Here is an 18,996-nt window from a genome sequence, read left to right as displayed (position 1 = left end):
TGGAATGTTAGGGAAACTGCATTTCAGAAACCACACCTGTTTCAACCATAAATTTGACCCGTCACGCATTTTGATTGTCAGTGAAGATGCTCAAATTTGAGGTAGGGGATTTGTTCTTCTACGCACCGGGGTGTCAATTTTGGATGCTTTACACAAAACTATATAAACACCTATGCGAAATGAAAAAACAGACAGGCGGGTGGGGTTTGTCATGGGATGACGGCCCGTGGTCTTACGGCCGATCAGTGCCTGGCCTACTGGTGGAAATTAAAATTCCTGTCAGTCGGAGCAGATAACTTGTCACGTGTGGTTTTTTGGCTGAGAGTTGCTGCAGGAACTGTCTGGGGACTGATTGTTCTGGCCGCACTGAAGAGCGCACCTGCTGTTCATGCGCTGATTGGCGATCAGTACGCAGTGACTCAGCACTGGTGCGGGCCATGGGGGTGCAGTGCATCGCTGCCGAAACTGCTGGCATGGCAGGTCCCGGTTGCCCTTGTCTTTGTTCCCGCGGCGTGGGTGCTGGCAAGACGAATTGGTCCCGTCAGTCGCTGCCCGAATCGATGGGCGGTGGCAGTTGCCGTGATACCTGTCTGCTGGCTTGCTTTTCTGATGGTTCGGGCCGCTGTGAATCAGCAGTTTACAAGGTGGATGGACCCGGGATTGTTTCTGGTTTTTTCCAGCGTGTCCGGTTCCAGCGTTGTGCTGCCGCTGTTTATGAGCGCCTCGGCCGTCTTCCTTGCGGGCAGAAGTTCCTCCCTGCCAACGAATGCGGACGCGGGGCGATTCATTGAGCCTGCCAAGCGTCTCAACAATATCAACGTCCACCATGTGGATGCAGCCCGCTAACTGCGGCTGACCGATTGAGGGGGATCGTTTTGTTCCATTGATCCCGATTCTCTGACCAGTCACGATCCGGTCGCTCCCCGGTGGACTGGCGCGATCGTCATGAGACACGACACCGCCACTGGGACTGTACTCGTTCGGTTTTTCTACCCGCTTCGTTCTATTGAACAGATCCACTGAGGCAGCGGCTTTTCCCCGGTTCGGACTGGTCGTGCCTCGCTTTACAAAGCAGCCGTGCACATGAATCCTGAGTTGGAATCGGCTCCGAAATCTCAGGCAGAAAATGTTAGAAATCCTGACTCACAGCACCACTGCAGATGTCAACGGCGATGTTCTGCCTGTTTGTGCGTCTGAGGCGTTGTACTGTTTTCCGGGGAGTGGTACACGACAGGCGTGCCATGCGTTTCACCGCATCCCTCAATCGACCTTCGTTTGAACAGACGTCATTTCATAGTCCAGGGAGAAGGTGTGCCGCGGGTCCTTGTTCTCCTGGTTCAACAGGGGAGAATATGTCCTGATGTGGATCTTGTTTTCGCTGGGTACGAACTGCAGCGAACGAAGCCAGCCGTCACCGCCGTTCGGGAGGCCCTGATAGTCCGTGAGTATTTCCAAAACCTTACCGCCGGCATCGTTGATACTTGTCTGGAGTCCCACTCCCAGGACATGACCACTGACAACCAGAAAGATATTCGGCTGTCTGCGAATAAATTTTTGCCAGATCTGTTCGCCGCTGTTGCCGGCAATGTTGTAGGACGAGGCACAGGTCGTGTCTCGCTGCTCCTGCCGCATGTAGCAGTGCGTGGCCACGATCACTCGATGATCCGGGTATCGCTGTGTCACGCCCGCGGCCCATTCCAGAGTTTCGTCGCGAGGAGCAAATTCGAGGTTCAGGATCATGAAGTTCATGCCGCCGGCCTCAAAGAAACAGAAATTGTTGTCGTTGGTTTCACCCATGTGTCCACCGTACCACGGTCGGTCCGCAAATCGCTCGGGGGAGTAGTATTCGTTGTACAGCGTGGAATCACGGTTCTTGACCACCATGTCATGATTACCCGGTGCCATGCTGTAGGGCACCGCACCGTCCAGCAGTCGCATGGCTCGATCTGCGTTTTCCCATTCAGGCTTCAGGGTGGACGTTTGGACGATATCGCCCAGATGGATGACGAACTTGATGTTGTCTTCCTGTGCCTGTTGGCGAATCCACAGTGCCTGGGTGACATAGGTCTGTGGGTATTTTTCTGAATAGTTTTGCGTGTCCGGCAGCAATACGACGGAAAAACTCTCTTTGGCAGTCGAAGTTTCTTCCGCCAGGGTGAATGTGTGATTGACAAAGACAATCGCACAAAATACGGCTGCCGGTATTACGCGCCCAAATGGACTCAGCATGTTCTTCTCCGGAAGGGGATGGTTTTCCGTGAGGATATCCGGAGAGAGGCGGGCAGAAAAGACAGTGCACTCTTCCGGTGGACAGACGCAGTCGACGGAGTTATTTATTTTTTGTGGTTCCCGTGTGATCGACGCGAGAAACGAACGTTGCGTCAACTGTTTCCGGGGGTTATCACGGGAGGCATCGACGCGAAACAGGTCTCAGAAAACGTCGTTCCCTGTGGGTTCTTCAACGTCCAGGTTTCTCCGGCATCGACGTAACGGGCACATCGGGGCACGTGCCGTTTTTCTTTGTGGATGGCATGCCTTTTGAGGCTTTGATCCTGATGATCACGAAGCTGGAAGCCCGCCGGAATCTCATCATCCTGTTGAACCAATCCTGTCATTCGCCCGTCAGTCTGCATAGCGCTCCGGTTCCGAATACACCTTGCGATGCTGTTCGAAGAATGGCGGTTTTGCCACACTGACGGCAGGCATGAAAAGAATGTTGATCAGAACGAGTTGGATTGTCCGGTTCGCAGGGCGTATCTGAACAGCTTCGGGAACGGGCCAGGCTACATTTCCAGGAAGGTCGCGGTTCCGTAGACGCGGGAATCAATGTACCTGCCGTTAGACGCCGCATCGTCAAGCCACATCTGCAGTGAATCCAGATCGACTTCATGGACGACGATGGACTCATTTTCGTCGCCTCCGCCCGGTCCCGTTTTACGCAGATGGTGCGCTCGAAACACCGTGACCACTTCGTCTGTTAATCCCGCCGAAGACACGATCCGGCACAGGTGAGTCCACTCTTCTGCTTCGTAACCCGTTTCTTCCATCAATTCACGTCGCGCGGCGGTTTCAAATGATTCTTCAGAGTCGTCAAGGTCACCCGCAAGTCCTGCAGGAAGTTCAATCACATTTGCATTGAGTGCCGGGCGAAACTGCTCCACCAGCAGAACCTGTCGCTCAGCTGTGACCGCCACAATACACACGACTCCGGACGAACCGGTGCGCTGCACAAATTCCCAGCCGTCAATATCCACGAATCGCAGAAATCGACCTTCCGTGATTGTTTTGTGTTCAGACAACGAAAAATATCCTTAGGTCAGTTTGCGACTGTCACTTAGGGAAATGCCGGCTTCAGTCATCGATTGCAGTGCCTGAGAAGTGTCGTCCGGGCTGAGATTGACGCCTCGGCAGCCATCTTCCACCAGCACGGTTTCAAATCCCAGGGCCACCGCGTCCATCGCTGTGAACTTGACGCAGTAATCAGTGGCCAGTCCGGCAATCACCACCTGCCGAATTTCTTTTCCTTCAAGGAAACCTGCCAGTCCTGTGGCCCGACGGTGTCCATTATCGAAGAAACCGCTATAGCTGTCGATCAGAGGATCTGTTCCCTTTGGAAAGATATGCCGGATCCGTTCGGTATTCAGTCCCGGCGCAAATTCAGCCCCGAATGTCTCCTGGATACAATGGTCGGGCCAAAGAATCTGCTGCTGTCCGGCCAGTTCAACGGATTCGCCAACCTCGTGACCGGGATGCTGACTGGCAAAACTACCGTGATGCTGCGGATGCCAGTCCTGAGTTGCCACCACCAGATCAAATCGGGCAATCAGCAGATTGGCAACCGGGAGCACCTCATCACCGCCAGGCACTTCCAGGGCACCTCCCGGGAGGAAGTCATTTTGAATGTCGACAAGAATCAGAGCAGAATTGATCATGAGTTCAAATGTCCTGACGGGAAATGTCGTTAGAACGGTCTACCAGAATCATGATTCTGTATTACGTATTTCCAGGATCAAATTTCTTCGCAGGGAGTGGAGACCCGACTCAAGGCCAACGGGGTATTGATGCGGATGAATATTTCGTTTGACGTCGGCGTGAAAGTCGTTCAATTGTCCGGCACGATACTTGCGGATTGCAGCAATATCCGGCAAGTCATACACACATTGTCCCTGGCGAAAGATTGGTAACAGAAGATCGGTCCATGTGTCGCTGTCGTCAATCGGGTGGCTTTGAGTTGAATCATCCACTTCGATGATACGGCGATCGACAGGAGTGTCCTGGGCCTGGTTATAAATCATGTCAGCGGTTGCTCCGCTGCCGTTCCTGAACCTGCGTATCTGTAAAACGCCGGGCGTTGAGGACTTGGCAGCCTGTTCGGACAACTTAACCCGATAAGACCAGTTGTTACCGGGTTCACGAATGGCTGCGAGCTTGTACACACCACCCAGAGCCGGCTGACCGTCTCCGGTCACCAGCCTGGTACCCACTCCCCAGACATTGATGGCAGCGCCCTGCTGTTTCAGGCTTGAAATCAGTGCTTCATCAAGGTCGTTGCTGGCCACTATTGCCGCCTGTTCAAATCCGGCTTCGTCGAGAATTTGCCGCGCCGTACGGCTGAGCGAGGATAAATCGCCGGAATCCAGACGAATTCCCGCCATCTGATATCCTCGCCGGCGCAGCCGGTTGCCGACATCAACAGCATTTCGAACTCCATCGATCGTGTTATACGTGTCGACGAGAAACACACAGTTATTGGGCATTGCCGCCGCATAGGCATCAAATGCTTCGGGTTCAGTGTCGAATGACATAATCCAGCTGTGTGCATGCGTTCCTTTTACAGGAATTCCAAACAGTTTACCGGCCAGAACATTCGACGTTGCTGCACACCCACCAATATAAGCGGCACGACTTGCGGTCAGAGCACCGTCAATACCCTGAGCACGCCTAAGCCCAAATTCCAGGACCGGGTCGTCACCAGCCGCAAGGCAGACTCTGGATGCTTTGGTCGCAATGAGAGTTTGAAAATTGAAAATATTGAGCAGCGCCGTCTCCAGTAGCTGGCATTGCATGATTGGACCGATCACTCGGAGCAGTGGTTCGTGAGGGAAGACAACAGTGCCTTCGGGCACCGCATCAATATCACACTGGAACGGCATCGTGCGCAGTTCTTCCAGAAACGCCGTTTCGAACAACGGCTGGTCGTCGTTTCCTTTGAGGTGGGCGAGGTAAGCGAGATCATCGTCGCGAAATCGATACTCCTGCAGCATCTGGACCACGAACTCCAGACCGCTTGCCACCGCATAACCACCTTCAAACGGATTGCGCCGAAAGAACAGATGGAACACGGCTTGTTTGTCGGTCGATCCTGATTTCCAGTAGCCGTATGCCATGGTGAGCTGATAGAGATCGGTTAGCAGCTCGAAAGAGTGTTGGTACAGCTGCCGCATTTCAGTTATCCGTTGGAATCTGCAGTATGAATTGGATGGTTGAGTACAGGCTTCACAGCCGTATGGCTGTGTTCGGATGTTGTGACTCGTTTTCTTGGAGCGGGTGTCTTTCGCATCCAAACTAAGGAGTGAGTCTGTTGGGGCTTACCCATTGGATCCGGGCACAGAAAATACGATTGTCGGTACCGTACTTCGTCCACAGATCTGGGCGATGCGGCTGCATCCATTCGGTGGTGATGATCCAGGATTCGGCGGGACTGACATGAACGATGCCGAAGTTGCCCATGCGCGTTCCTGTTTCAGGAATCACAATCCGTTCGGAAGCCCGCAGCACCACTAATCGCTCCGGATCGACTCGGGCCATGAACACCGGTGCCCGATGACGGAAAATATGGTCATTGTCGGCGCCGCGGCGGGTGTATGCGAGGTACAGGGCGTCGGAGTGAACCACCCAGTGTTGCTGAGTATTATAGCTGCCGAGTTCAGCGCCGTCATCGAACCGCCAGCGTTTGGGAGGGGCGAACGATATTCCATCATTGCTTGTGGTGACATAGCCACGGTAATCAGACCGCAGTGTCAGAAAAAAACGGTTCCCAAATTTGGTGAGTGACGGTTCGGAAAATCCCCGGTGCCTGCCCTGTTTGTCCGGAATTTCAATCTCCTTGCCATGTTCAAGATAGCTGAGTGTTTGGCCGTCGAATGTACAGCGGACCACGGTCACCTGTTGATGGACGTTGGTGGGGGTCGGACGGAAGTAAACCGGCAGCAGAATATCACCGTTTGGCAGGTCGAATCGTTGGGCGCAGCCGGCCGAACAGTTTCTGAATTGTGGCCGATCGGGAAGATTGACACGGGCCCAGGGCGACCAGCTGTGTTTGGCCGCATCGTACACCGCATACACTGCGTCACTGGGCGGGCCGCGAAAATGTTCGTCATCCCTGTACCAGAACGTTTTGCCTGTGCCCAGCAGTCTGCCGCTGTGCGCGTGCCATTGTGGAGTGAAATCACAGGGGGCCGCTTCCAGGTTGTCACTCATGGGCCTGCGGTCGAGTGCTGCGTGAGGCACGGGACCGGACCACGTCGCTCCCAGGTTGTCCGTGCGAAATTCGTTGAGACCGTCGAAGATGTCGCTGCCGGTGATCCGCAGCTTTTGAGTTGTGATAACGACGATCGGAGTGTCAGTCGGATTGCCTGGCGACTGTGGTGGAATGGATCCGGCTCGGGAGTGGACCCAGCATTTTTTGCCATTCCAACCGCCCGTGACCGTGGTTAGGTGGACTTGGTAGCCGAGGCTGTTTGGGGCGGTGGCTGGTGATGTATCGGTGGCCGCCGGCAGTCCCAGAGTCAGACCCACAACGCACATCCATCCGGTTGGCGAAGTTTTGTTCAAAAGAAACTGCACTTGCCTGTACCTTTCCGGTTTTGAATTTGTGGCACCGGTCAATAACTGTTCCAGATTGGTCAAAACAGCAGGGAATTGTCAGTCGTATGCCGCACTTCACCGGAAGCACTGGCGGGCGAATGAGTGACTCATCTGATGTACTGGAACAGTCCGCCGCCTCGTTTTTAGGCGCGGCGGTGATCACACTGGTGACACTGAAAGTGCTTAAATCTGGTCTGCAAGAAACAGGGAAAACGGTCGCGATCAGCATGAGTTGCGGCGACGTGTGTGTGCCTGCAGGGGAAACCAGCAGGTCTCACATAAATGGGACAACGTCTGTTGCGAGTTCGCTGAGGAATCCTGTCCGGTGGCGATCACGATACTCCGGCGGTCGGTGGGGACCCTCTGACGAGCAGATACTGAATCAAGATCGGACATGGGCACTGGTTCTGGTAACTGTGTCAGGAAAACACGTCGTTTCAACAGTTCTCAGCATAACGCTGGCAGAGGAGTGAAGCTATATGACGGTGCGAATGTTCGCGGCCGGAATCCGTTTCCGGAGTTCCGGCTGTTGTACAGTAATGCTGAGGAATGAGGGCTGTGTTATGCTTTGAACGGGTTGCAGGTCTCACCGATTCGGCAGGGTGTCAGGGATATCTGCTGTTAGGCCGCAGACTCTGAATTTCTCAAATGATTCAGCCAGGCAGTGAGCCATGAAACGCCAAAAAACAATTGTGCGGGTCCAGCGTGTTCGCGGTCTTGCGCGGGATCAGTCAAGGATCACCGTCGAACACGACGGGCAGCGGACCGAGTATTCGTCCGTCGATCAGTTACCCGATGAGTTCCGAGAGTTTGTGGATGAATTTATCACAGGTGACGATGACAGTTCGGGGTTCAACAGTCAGGCTTTTGCTGATCAACCGGGAATGCGCCGCGGACCGTCAGTGAATGCACAGGACGGTACTCTGGTCCTTCACTATCGCTGGTTCGACGGCTGGTTGTTCTGTGGTTTGCTGGTGCTGGTTCCGTATTTTTCTTACCAGTGTTACCAGGCGGTGCACGATCCTTTGATTTTTTTGAGTGTGATGGGCTGGGCGGGCACCGTGTTTCTGCTTACAGCTTTGTATTACACGGCCGCATTGCTGCTGAACACAACAGTGATTGAAGTGTGTCCGCAGTTTCTGTCGGTACTGCATACTCCACTACCCTGGGTCGGCAGCAGAAAGGTCGCGGCTGCGAGTATTGTCCAAATCTTTTACACCGTTCATTACTCTCGACGCGGCGGACCAACTTACAGTCTGAAGGCCATGACGGAGACCGGACAGCACCTGCAGCTGATTGGTGGGGCGTCATCCAAACATGAAGTGATTCGACTGGAACTGGCTATTGAGAAGTATCTGGGGATCCAGGACTGGCCAAGGTTTGGGGAATGAACGCGCCACATTTGAACGTCTGACACATAGCAGCTTCTGTCGTCGTATTTGCCACAACCGACACACGGACATCCGGTACTGACTTCTTTGAGACCGTGTTTTGGACACAGTCCCGCTGCATTTTTTGATTTTGAGATCCCTGCGTCTTAAATCACAGGCAGGCACATGCTCAGAGATGGTAAGCTGAGTCCGGCTTTTGGATTTTTCCGGTTGACAGGAAAGTTCTAACGGGAAAGCCGTTTATTCCGCAGCAGCCTGAAATGATGTTACGGCAATACCAGCGCCATAATTTTCTCACGGTTTCGAATGTATAACCTTTTGTCGTCAAGGGTCGGGCATGTCCAGGCAAGTTCGTCGAACAACTTCACCGTCGAATGGATGGTCAGGTCCTCCGCTGTCATTGTGGCCAGCATCAGTGTGCCATCTTCCTGCAGGACTATGAATTTTCCGTCTGCGTAAATGCAGTTGGCTCGACCCAGTCGGCGTTGTCGCCACAGGACTTCACCTGAATTGAGATCCAGCGCGGTGAACAGAAGTGCCGAAAAATCGCCGCTGGTGCCGTAAACCACGTCACCGACACGAATCACATTGCTGTGATGCACACGCATGTGTGTGTTATGCCAGACTTGTTTGACCGATGTCCCAGCGGTGTCCGTTTCAAGCTGCACACAGCGACTGCCGGCACCGTAAGCCGCTGAGAAAAATAAACGACCATCATCGCCGCAGACCGGTGTGCTGGAAACAGAGCCACCTGCGATCGGATGTGCCTGCTGCCACAGCATGTTGCCGGTCGCAGGATCAAATCCGGCAATAAGCTTCTCGGCCACAACGACCAGTTGATCCTGCCCCTTCGTACGAATCAGAATCGGCGATACGTGTGAAATTGCAAAATCGTGTCGTTGCCAGGCGATCGAGCCGTCACGAACTCGAAACGCAACCAGTCCACGACCGGTCCCGCCCACCGGCAGGATGATGGTGTCTCCCCATGCGATCGGGCTGGCAGAATATCCCCGATACAGATTTGTTCCTTTCAAGTCCCGCAAAAGATCTCTCTTCCAGACAATTGCTCCGGTATCAGTCACAAGGCAGTGCAGGATACCGGTGACTCCGACTGTACAAACGTGTTCTCCTGTGATCAGAGGTGTCGACAGAGGTCCAGGACCGAATTCTTCCACATTCGAGCCTTCCAGGAAACGAACACTGTATTCGTGGTCCCAGATCGTTTCGCCTGTTGGTGCATCCAGCGAGACGATGTGTTCACGGTCGTTGGCCCGATACATCGTTATGAGTTGTTGACCGGTGATGCTGATACTGGAGAAACCATCACCCAGGGGCCGTCGCCACAATTGTGCGGGTCCCGTTGTCGGCCACGTTTTCTGAAGATGGACGTCCGGAACCTGAAAGTCTCGCTGTGGGCCACCCCACTGAGGCCAGTCAGCTCTGGCGTCGATGCAGATTAGGATTAACACCACGCACAGGACTTGGTTCTGAGAGGGCAGATGACTCATGGCATTTTTTATGGTTATGTTCGCGGGTCAGTCTGCGAAAAGCAGAAATCCAGAAAGGGAAATCATTCCTGTACGGGAACCGGACAGCGGTATGTCCTGCGGAAACGGTGTTTTACTCCGCCTGACTGCAGACAGTTTTGCAGAACTCAGGCGGGATTTGGCATCAGAGTCTGGCGTACCCGCTACAGCTTAGACCACAATAGGCCCATCACACTCGCGCGGCACTCATGCAGAGCCGCTATTTACAGGTACGGGAGAATTCCGGGATGAAACATTTGATGGCCTTTGGGCTTGTTGTAACTCTAATGTCGGGAGGAATGAAGATGTGCAGTGCGGCTGACTTGAAATCCGGAGACGATGCTCCGCCTTTCGAACTCACCGGCAGTGATGGAAAAACCTACAGGCTTTCTGACTTTAAGGACAGCAAAGCGGTGGTGATTGCATGGTATCCCAAAGCGTTTACCGGCGGATGAACGAAAGAATGTCTGTCGTTCCGTGAGAACGGCCGTGCCATTAAGGAATTCAAAGTCGCCTATTTCACCGCGAGTTGTGACAGTGTTGAAAAGAATACGGCGTTCGCAAAAGAGTTGAAGCTTGATTACCCGATTCTCAGCGACCCCGGTCGGGGGGTTGCCAAAGCTTATGGAGTTGTTCATGAGGGACGGAACTTTCCCGAACGATGGACATTTATCATTGGGGAGGATGGAAAGCTCAAACATATAGACAAAAAGGTGAACGCTGCCGGTCATGGCAAAGACATTGCCGCAAAGCTGGCAGAACTGAAGATTCCGAAGCAATAAACAGTCAAACCGGGTTCAAAGTCCCGGACGGTGTATCCGTTCGGGACTCTTTTGTTTGACCCAACGCCGAATGCAACGTTCGTCCATAGTTCACTTCATTCGGCCACCTGATTCCGGAACCCTTGGTGCCTGTGCCTCGAAATGCTTACCCGGTCGAAAACCGTAGACAACTTAAATGGACAGTCCCTGGAATTTTCCGCACATTGCCGCTGCTTTCTTCGCTGCAGGTCGGTTGATCGGTGGACCGCGTCCATACGTGTAAATATTCACGTCGGGTGTTGTGTCATCTGCGTATAATTCATCTCACCCTGTGATCGAACGAATCGCGGTGCAGCCGTTGCCTGATCGGGATTGACACTGAAGACTGGCAGGGATTGACCGGTTTTCCGGCGATGCAATACACTTGTTGCTGCGGGATTTAGGGCAAATTCGGCACGTATGGCAAGCCGAGGTCGGCTGTCCTGACGGCAGGTAGCTCCTGTCCTGTTTCAACCGGTTGCACTGAAGTGGTTGAAAAGGGCTGTTGTCTAACCGGTCGCACTGGCGGACCTGAGTTGCGTACACTGAATCAATATATGGCTGACACCGGGCCCGACCACATCAATTCCGGTATTTAAAGGCCAAACGAAGGCAACACGACACATGGAACTGCTCGAAAAGGTTGGCGATTTTTTTACAGCCGCCACCACGAAATTCGAACGCGGCATCACCAATTTGTTTGGGTCGTCGAATGAACGGCGGATCAGGCAGCTGGGCTTTGTCCGTGATAAGCAGGGTAACACGTCTGTGGCTCCCGGATCGTTGCTGGAACGAGTTGCTTCGCTCGAACCCGAATGGCAAAAAAAGTCAGATGACGAACTCAGACAGACGGCAAGTTTGTTTCGGGCCCGTCTTCGTGCCGGGGAGACACTCGACGATTTGATGCCCGAAGCGTTTGCGGCTGTTCGGGAATCTGGAGTCCGGTTTTTGAAGATGCGGCATTACGATGTGCAGATCATCGGAGGCTACATTCTGCACAACGGAATGATTTCTGAAATGGTGACCGGTGAAGGCAAGACACTGGTTGCCACTCTTTCAACATTCCTGAACGCACTTGCCGGTAAAGTTCATGTGATCACCGTGAATGACTACCTCGCCCGCCGTGATATGGAATGGATGGGGCCGGTTCATCTGAATCTCGGGCTGACGATCGGTGCGATTCAGTCTGAGATGGGGCCTCAGGAACGCCAAAAACACTACGCGTGCGACATTACCTATGGTACGAGTAACCAGTTTGGCTTCGATTACCTGCGCGACAACATGAAGCCGCACAGCAGTTTGCAGGTCCAGGGAGCACTTGACTACGCCATCGTCGACGAAATTGACAATATCCTGATCGACGAAGCCCGAACTCCGCTGATCATTTCCGGTCCGGCTCATGACAACCTGGACAAATACCCCAAGGCGAACTCCATCGCCAAACAACTTCGTCGGGATGTGGACTTTGAAGTCAAGGAAAAGGAACACACCTGCCACCTGACCGAAGAGGGTGTGCGTCGCGCGGAAGAACTGGCCGGAGTCGAGAGCTTTTACACCGCAGGCAATATGGAATGGCCGCATCTGCTGGATAATGCACTTCGCGCACATCACCTGTTCAAACGTGACGTGACGTACGTGGTGGAACGTAACGAAATCGTCATTGTGGACGAGAACACCGGCCGCAAAATGGAAGGCCGCCAGTGGAGTGACGGTCTGCATCAGGCGGTCGAAGCCAAGGAAGGTGTGAAGGTCAAAGAAGAATCGCAGACGCTGGCCACGATTACTCTGCAGAATTACTTCCGGCTTTATAAAAAGCTGGCAGGCATGACCGGTACGGCAATGACCGAAGCAGAGGAGTTCTGGAAGATCTACCAGCTGGATGTTGTTGCGATTCCTCCCAACCGACATATGCACAGGATCAACTACCCGGACAATATCTACGGTACGGAAAAGGAAAAATGGGGAGCTGTCGTTGAGGAAATTGAGGAACATCATCAGATCGGTCGGCCTGTGCTGGTGGGGACGACTTCCATTGAGACATCAGAACTCGTCAGTAACCGGCTGACTAAACGAGGTGTCAAACACAACGTGCTGAATGCGAAACAGCATCAGCGTGAGGCTGAAATTGTGGCTCAGGCCGGTCGAAAAGGGGCCGTGACAATCGCGACCAATATGGCCGGTCGCGGGACCGACATCATCCTGGGCGGGAACCCGGAACACACCGCCTGGGAAGAACTCAGCAGGACCTACGAGTCTCGTCTGGACGTGCCGAAATCGGAATGGGATGAGCTGACGGAAAAAATTGCTGAAAACGAAGGAATGAAGAAGGAAGCCGAAGAAGTTCTTGACCTGGGCGGTCTGCATGTTGTCGGAACAGAACGACATGATTCCCGACGGATTGACCTTCAGCTTCGTGGTCGTGCCGGACGACAGGGGGATGCCGGATCCAGTCGATTCTTCATTTCACTTGACGACAAACTCATGCGATTGTTTGCCGGTGATTTTGTCAAACGCATTATGCAGATGGCAGGGTTGACGGAAGGTGAGCCCATCGTCAGTCCGATGGTCACGCGACGGGTGGAAGGGGCACAAAAGAAGATCGAAGAACGTCATTTTGACCAGCGCAAGAATCTGCTGGAATACGACGAGGTAATGGACGAACAGCGTAAACGTACGTATTCCTGGCGTCAAAGAATCCTGGATGGTGCCGACTGTCGAGAGCAGTTCATCGAAATGATGGACGAACAGATTGTCAAGATGGTGAATCAGTTCCTGGAAAGCGGCTATCGTGAAACATCAATCGCGGCCTGGGCAGATCAGAGGCTGCATGTGGAGCTGGACAGTTCAGACGTTCGTGGCATGACCAAAGACCAGCTGGTCAGCTTCCTTAAATCGGAAGCTGACCGTCAGGCTGATGCTTTGATTATGGATCAGCTGGAAATCAACCTGCCCGATGATGAAGAACTTCATAGTCAGTGGAACTGGTTGGCGATGTCGAAATGGGCAAACCATCAATACGGTTTGAATCTGAATGAACGTGATCTCAAAAAGGTTGGTCGTGATGGATTGCACGAATATCTGTACCAGCAGGCAACCAAATCGTTCGATCGCTGGGAACTGAAGGACCTGGACGACCTGCTGGATCCTGCATTCGAGGCGAAATCACTCTGCGGCTGGGCATCTCATCATTTCGCACTCTCGCTTGATGACAATGAGTTGAAACCCATGGAACCTCCGGAGATCGAAGAACTGCTCCGGAAATTGGTTCGGAAACAATACGACGAGAAGGAAGTGTCCTTTCCGGTCAGTGTTGGTCTCAGCAAGTTCCTGTCCGGCGATGGACAGCGCGGCGAAAAATACAACCGTGAATCTCTGGCGCGATGGGCCGGTACGCGTTTCAAACGCCACTTTGATCCTCAGCAGTGGTCATCGATGTCCAGTGATCAAATTGAAGAATTGATGCTGGAGACCAGTCGGGACTACCTGGAAGCTCGACCGGATTCCCGTCAGGTTGAAGCCAAAGTGCTGGAGTTGCTGCCGGACTCGTCGAATGATTCTGCTGTGGTGACACCTGAACAGGCCAAAGCTGTGGCGGACTGGGCCTCGGAAGATATCAACTGGACGGTGGATGTTGAAAAGATTCAGGAACTGAAGCCGGCTGAAGCCCGGTCAGAGTTTCTGCAGGGAATCGAACGGACGTTTCGTCCCGAGTTGCAGCAGACAGAGCGTTCGATCCTGCTTGAGTTCATCGACACAGCCTGGAAGGACCATCTGTACTTTATGGGGCATCTGAAGCAGGGTGTCAGTTTTGCCGGTTACGCACAAAAAGATCCAAAGACGGAATACAAGCGAGAAGGCCGAAAAGCATATAACGCCATGTGGGAACGCGTGGCTGAACAGGCGACTCAGATGATCTTTCGTCTGGAGCAGGAGAGTCCGGCGTTTGTCGGCTCCCTTTGGGAGGTCACAGCGACCCAACATGACATTGCACCGCCGGATGAGGAATCCGGTGATCAGTATGAAAACAGTGGACCGGAACCTGGCGAACCTGACAAAGCGGTCGACCCTATCGTCAACAAGAGTCCTAAGATTGGGCGCAACGATCCCTGTCCGTGTCAAAGTGGTAAGAAATACAAAAAATGCTGCGGAAAATAGACGGGACCAGGCGGGGGCGTCCGCCTGGTGGTCTGTCACTGGTTTCACCGTGAATGGATTCGCATGACCAGGCTACTGAAGCTACTGAACATTGTTTATACCGGTTTGCTTATACTTCTGGCGCCTGTGATTTTGTGGCGAATGCTGCGGCACGGTCGATACCGTCGGGGCCTGCAGCAAAAACTGCTCGGTCGACTGCCGAAACTCAATGGATCGCAACCGGTCGTCTGGTTTCATGCCGTCAGTGTTGGAGAGGTTCTTCAACTTCGAAAAATCGTCACGGACTTCCGTGATGCAACGCAGAACTGTTGTCAAGTTCTGATCACCACGTCGACCGACAGCGGGTATGACTTGGCAGTCAGGCGGTTTTCTGATTGTACTGTGAGCTGGTTTCCACTCGACTTTTCATGGGCCGTCAACCAGGCACTGGCCCGCGTGCAGCCCGATTTAGTGGTGCTGGCGGAGCTTGAATTCTGGCCCGGGTTTTTGAATGCCTGCCGACTAAGAAGAATAAAAACTGCGGTGATCAACGCACGTATGAGCGATCGCAGCTATCGGGGTTATTCACGGGTGAAGCCACTGATTCAGCCTCTGATGCGTCATTTCTCTGTTGTTGCGACTCAAACACAGGAATATGCTCAGCGATTGATTGCTCTCGGCACTCGTCCACCGTGTACTGTGGTGACTGGTTCCGTGAAATTTGACGGTGTTAATACGGATCGATCGAATGCAGACACACTCGCACTTCGGAAGTTGTTCTGTCTGAGTGATACAGAAACTGTACTGATCGCCGGCAGCACGCAGTCTCCCGAGGAGGAAATGGTGATTGACGCGTGGCGGAAGTTGCGGTCTGAGTATCCGGGAGTTCGACTGATCCTGGTTCCCCGGCATCAGGAGCGATTTAATGCCGTGGCGGAATTGCTGTCTCGCAGAAATCTGAAGTACGTTCGGCGCACAATGCTTGATGATTCCCGACCGCGTGTGCCGTCAGATGCTGTGATTCTAATGGATACGATTGGTGAACTGGGAGTCTGCTGGGGTCTGAGCGACGTGGCATATGTCGGGGGCAGCTTTGGAACGCGGGGAGGCCAGAACATGCTGGAGCCCGCGGCATACGGTGCAGCTGTGTTGTTTGGTCCAAATACGTGGAATTTTCGGGATATTGTGCGGATGCTGATTTCCAGTGACGCAGCCATTGAGGTTACTTCTACGGATGATTTTGAGACGCAGGTCCGGCAACTGCTGTTTGACGTCCGCCGCAGGACTGAACTGGGGGCAGCGGCCCGCCAGCTGGTTCTTTCGCAGAAAGGGGCAATTCCACACACGGTGCGTCTGATTCTGAAGACACTGGAGGCCCCTGATTACGAACGTCACTCTGATCACGACAGTCGTGGTGTGGCTGCCTGATGCAGCGCTGAGTCAGCAATCGATGACGGCCGAATGGCTTAGTTTTAACGCACGCCGGAACCTCGTTCGTTGTTGCAGTCATCCCGCACCGCAGGGTGTCCGACTTTCCGGTGAACGGTGCGGGGCGGCTTGCTGAGGCACGACGGATTCACGCGACGATCTCGCAAACGCATCGGATGGGTTTGCGATGAGCCGTTCCGGCACGACGGAATCGGTCATGGACCGACGTCGCCAAAAGATCGAATGCCCGGTTTAAAGAGATTCGGGAAGAGCTTGATTGCATGGACAGGACAGAGAAAAAATGCCCGCAGTCACTTGGTAATTTCTCGCTTTATTCGGGGTTATAGGGTGAACCGGTTAACAGCAGAGGACAAGATCCTACTTACGTCGATGTCAATAGAGCAGTGGCGGTCTCAGGCTTTGGGGCAACGGATCAATCTTAAATCGACTTTGGATTTTACTCGGGTGAGAGTCATCTGCACAAAAGGCAACTACAAGAGTTGGATGTGCAGATCGATCTGTTATGTTAGGTGGTTTGTACGGTGCAGATCGGTGCTTTACGGTGACCAATTGCCGTCAGTAAGTGTTCGCGTCCAGGACGCTCGGACACCTTGATGCTGCAGTGACCGGTGATCTCTCAGTTGAATGACAATTGCTCATGGTCGAGCCTGGCGCAATCCAGGCACTGCTGGAATTGGAAGCAGTCGGCGGAAGAATGTTGGTGGCAGGCTTTCATTCACGGACGGTTGTCATTGCGTGCTTCTTATTTATCAGAAAGCAGGACATATGGCTGGTATGAAAACGGGAAAACGGCTGGCGCGAAGCACAGCTGTGTTTGGCGCTCTTCTTTTTGGCATAACCGTGGTTGATGCCCAGATCACGACGACAGTCCCCGACATCGATCCACATGTTCCGGTCGGCAGGCCAGATCCGAATGTCATTGTTGAGTCGATTAAGGCATCGGCAAGTCATCGGGGGATTACTGCATGGTGGGTTGGGAACTCCGGATTTGCTGTGCAGATCGGCGATAAAGTCGTGCTAACCGATCCCGTTATTGAACTGGCGCGAGACTCAGACCCGCTGGGGTCAGAGATGGGACTCCGGAAATCCGGTCCAGGAGAATGGTTGCAGCCGGTTTGGCAATGCGACAATGTGGTGCCGCTGAGATTCCGAATGCCGTTGCTGGCCCGGGAGTTGCCTCAGTGTGACCTCGTCGTGGTGAGTCATGCGCATGAGGATCACGGTGCGTCGAAGACTCTGCGAATACTTGGTAAGCAGACGAATGCGCACTTTTGCGGTCCGCTTGAAATGAAGCAGAAATTTCTGGATGTGGGGATTCCGGAAGAGCGAATTCATGTGGCCCTGGCGGGACAAATTCGCGAAATCGCCGGAATGAATGTGGAATGGACGTATGCGACCCACGGGCCACCAACGTACGCCTCCGGCTATCTGGTTGATGATGGTGAGAATCGGGTCTATTACACGGGTGACAACAGCACGATTGAAAAACACGAGGATTTTCCTCACATCATGGACTTTCGTGACATTGATCTGCTGATTCAGCCAGCGCCGCTGCAGTACATGGGTGGTGAACGAGGAGCCAAACTGGCGAACTCAATCGACGCTGCCTTTGTGTTGCCTTCGCATTTTAATACCTACGACATTCCTGGTGAGAACCTGAGTGGTGGCTGGCTGGGTGGAAATCCGGAAGAGATGAGGGCCCACATGAAGCACCCCGAACGCCTCAAGCGTCCACTGCAGGGGCAGGGGTTGCACATCGAGGATGGAGAGGGGACACTGGTTATGAATCCGAATCCCCGACAACTCGCGGACCAGGCGTGGCCGGTTTACGATGAAATAAAGGTCGATGGAGATCTGACCGACTGGCAGCGGGCCCGCTGGACCGTGCTGCTTCGACCACGGGTCCTGACCCCATGGGGGACTGACACCGCTCGCTGCGCCGTGTTATGGGACGAGGATAATCTTTATGTGGCCTTTGATGTCGTTGATACCGATCTGCAGGGTGGAGTGAAAGATCGGGACGGTTCCGTGTTCAGCGATGACTGTGTGGAGGTTAACATTGACCCGCACGGCGATCGTCCGGAGCAGATGGAAAAGAATGATTACTATTATACGATTACGGTGGAGAATGTCGTCAGTGATGCCTCAGGTCCTCGTGAGGACAAGACGTGGAACAGTCGGTTTCAACATGCTGTGAAGCTTCGCGGAAGCCTGAACAACAGTGAGGATAATGATTCAGGCTACAGCGTCGAACTCGCCTTGCCGTGGCAGGAGCTTGGCATTAAGCCGCACGCGGGAATGTCGTTCCCGATTGACTTCCTCGTTGGCGACCGTGACGACGATCAACAGAACTATTACTACGACTGGGCCGAGCTTCGTCATCCGCAGACGCCGGTCAACTGGGGCGAGATCAAACTCGTTGGTCGAGCGCAGGAGTAGTCGCGGAAGCCATCGGTTCCAGGTTTAAGTTGCGTCTGAAAAATTATTTGGTGGTTAACTGGCTTGGTAGCTGAGGCTGAGTGGTTTTTCGCAGTGTTGGACAAATATGGGGGTTTCTGTTCCTTTCGGTCATTCAGCTGGTTCTTTTTTTTTGAAGGAACTTTCAGAAAATTGGTAAAAAGTGTGTGGATTCTAAACAACCAACTACTTGACAACCCGTTAGTTCCCGTGTAACTTCTTAGGGTGAGGTAATAGAGTCCTTTAAAAATAGCTTGACTTTTTCGATTGAAGAGGGCTGGCTAAATTGGGGGGACGGGTAGACTTGTTAAGTCGGGCCTTCATTTTTTGATGTTTGTGAGTGCTTCAGTTTTGCACATAGAACAGGCAGAA

Annotated in this window: 13 protein-coding genes; 6 read left to right on the top strand and 7 right to left on the bottom strand. The window is 53.3% G+C overall.

Features of this window, described 5'->3' with window-relative positions:
* Positions 1-297: 297 nt before the first annotated feature.
* Positions 298-846, top strand: coding sequence for a hypothetical protein (locus MK110_05725; protein ID MCH2210780.1), 549 nt, complete (start codon positions 298-300; stop codon positions 844-846).
* A 414-nt stretch (positions 847-1,260) separates the two neighbouring features.
* Here MK110_05725 and MK110_05720 read toward each other — a convergent pair whose 3' ends face one another.
* From MK110_05720 to MK110_05695, 6 genes are all read right to left on the bottom strand, one after another.
* Positions 1,261-2,229 carry a metallophosphoesterase gene (locus MK110_05720; GenBank protein MCH2210779.1) on the bottom strand — a complete coding sequence of 323 codons (969 nt, stop codon included), beginning with the start codon at positions 2,227-2,229 and terminating at the stop codon, positions 1,261-1,263.
* A 152-nt stretch (positions 2,230-2,381) separates the two neighbouring features.
* On the bottom strand, positions 2,382-2,615 hold the full coding sequence (locus MK110_05715; protein MCH2210778.1) for a hypothetical protein: 234 nt from the start codon (positions 2,613-2,615) through the stop codon (positions 2,382-2,384).
* Positions 2,616-2,783: 168 nt separating this feature from the next.
* The gene (locus tag MK110_05710; GenBank protein ID MCH2210777.1) at positions 2,784-3,299 is read right to left on the bottom strand and encodes an NUDIX hydrolase; all 516 of its coding nucleotides are present in this window, start codon (positions 3,297-3,299) and stop codon (positions 2,784-2,786) included.
* 12 nt (positions 3,300-3,311) lie between these two features.
* Positions 3,312-3,932, bottom strand: coding sequence for a bifunctional nicotinamidase/pyrazinamidase (gene pncA, locus MK110_05705; protein MCH2210776.1), 621 nt, complete (start codon positions 3,930-3,932; stop codon positions 3,312-3,314).
* Positions 3,933-3,980: 48 nt separating this feature from the next.
* Positions 3,981-5,444: a nicotinate phosphoribosyltransferase gene (locus tag MK110_05700; protein ID MCH2210775.1), complete on the bottom strand. Its 1,464-nt coding sequence runs from the start codon at positions 5,442-5,444 to the stop codon at positions 3,981-3,983.
* Between the two features lie 121 nt (positions 5,445-5,565).
* Positions 5,566-6,846, bottom strand: coding sequence for an exo-alpha-sialidase (locus tag MK110_05695; GenBank protein ID MCH2210774.1), 1,281 nt, complete (start codon positions 6,844-6,846; stop codon positions 5,566-5,568).
* Between the two features lie 692 nt (positions 6,847-7,538).
* Here MK110_05695 and MK110_05690 point away from each other — a divergent pair.
* Complete coding sequence (locus tag MK110_05690; GenBank protein MCH2210773.1) at positions 7,539-8,258, top strand: hypothetical protein; 720 nt, start codon at positions 7,539-7,541, stop codon at positions 8,256-8,258.
* A gap of 266 nt (positions 8,259-8,524) precedes the next feature.
* On the opposite strand, the gene MK110_05685 is transcribed toward MK110_05690, so the two are convergent.
* The gene (locus MK110_05685) at positions 8,525-9,766 is read right to left on the bottom strand and encodes a PQQ-like beta-propeller repeat protein (GenBank protein MCH2210772.1); all 1,242 of its coding nucleotides are present in this window, start codon (positions 9,764-9,766) and stop codon (positions 8,525-8,527) included.
* A 323-nt stretch (positions 9,767-10,089) separates the two neighbouring features.
* On the opposite strand from MK110_05685, the gene MK110_05680 reads away from it, so the two are divergent.
* From MK110_05680 to MK110_05665, 4 genes are all read left to right on the top strand, one after another.
* Positions 10,090-10,566: a peroxiredoxin gene (locus tag MK110_05680; protein ID MCH2210771.1), complete on the top strand. Its 477-nt coding sequence runs from the start codon at positions 10,090-10,092 to the stop codon at positions 10,564-10,566.
* Positions 10,567-11,208: 642 nt separating this feature from the next.
* The gene (gene secA, locus MK110_05675; GenBank protein ID MCH2210770.1) at positions 11,209-14,739 is read left to right on the top strand and encodes a preprotein translocase subunit SecA; all 3,531 of its coding nucleotides are present in this window, start codon (positions 11,209-11,211) and stop codon (positions 14,737-14,739) included.
* Between the two features lie 63 nt (positions 14,740-14,802).
* Entirely contained in the window at positions 14,803-16,146 is a 1,344-nt protein-coding gene (locus MK110_05670) for a 3-deoxy-D-manno-octulosonic acid transferase (GenBank protein MCH2210769.1), read from the top strand.
* 795 nt (positions 16,147-16,941) lie between these two features.
* Complete coding sequence (locus MK110_05665) at positions 16,942-18,606, top strand: MBL fold metallo-hydrolase (GenBank protein ID MCH2210768.1); 1,665 nt, start codon at positions 16,942-16,944, stop codon at positions 18,604-18,606.
* The last annotated feature ends 390 nt before the right edge of the window (positions 18,607-18,996 follow it).

Source organism: Fuerstiella sp. (genome assembly GCA_022447225.1).
GTDB lineage: Bacteria > Planctomycetota > Planctomycetia > Planctomycetales > Planctomycetaceae > S139-18.
The sequence above is the reverse complement of the archived record's forward strand: the minus strand, read 5'-3'. Positions and strand labels throughout refer to the sequence as shown.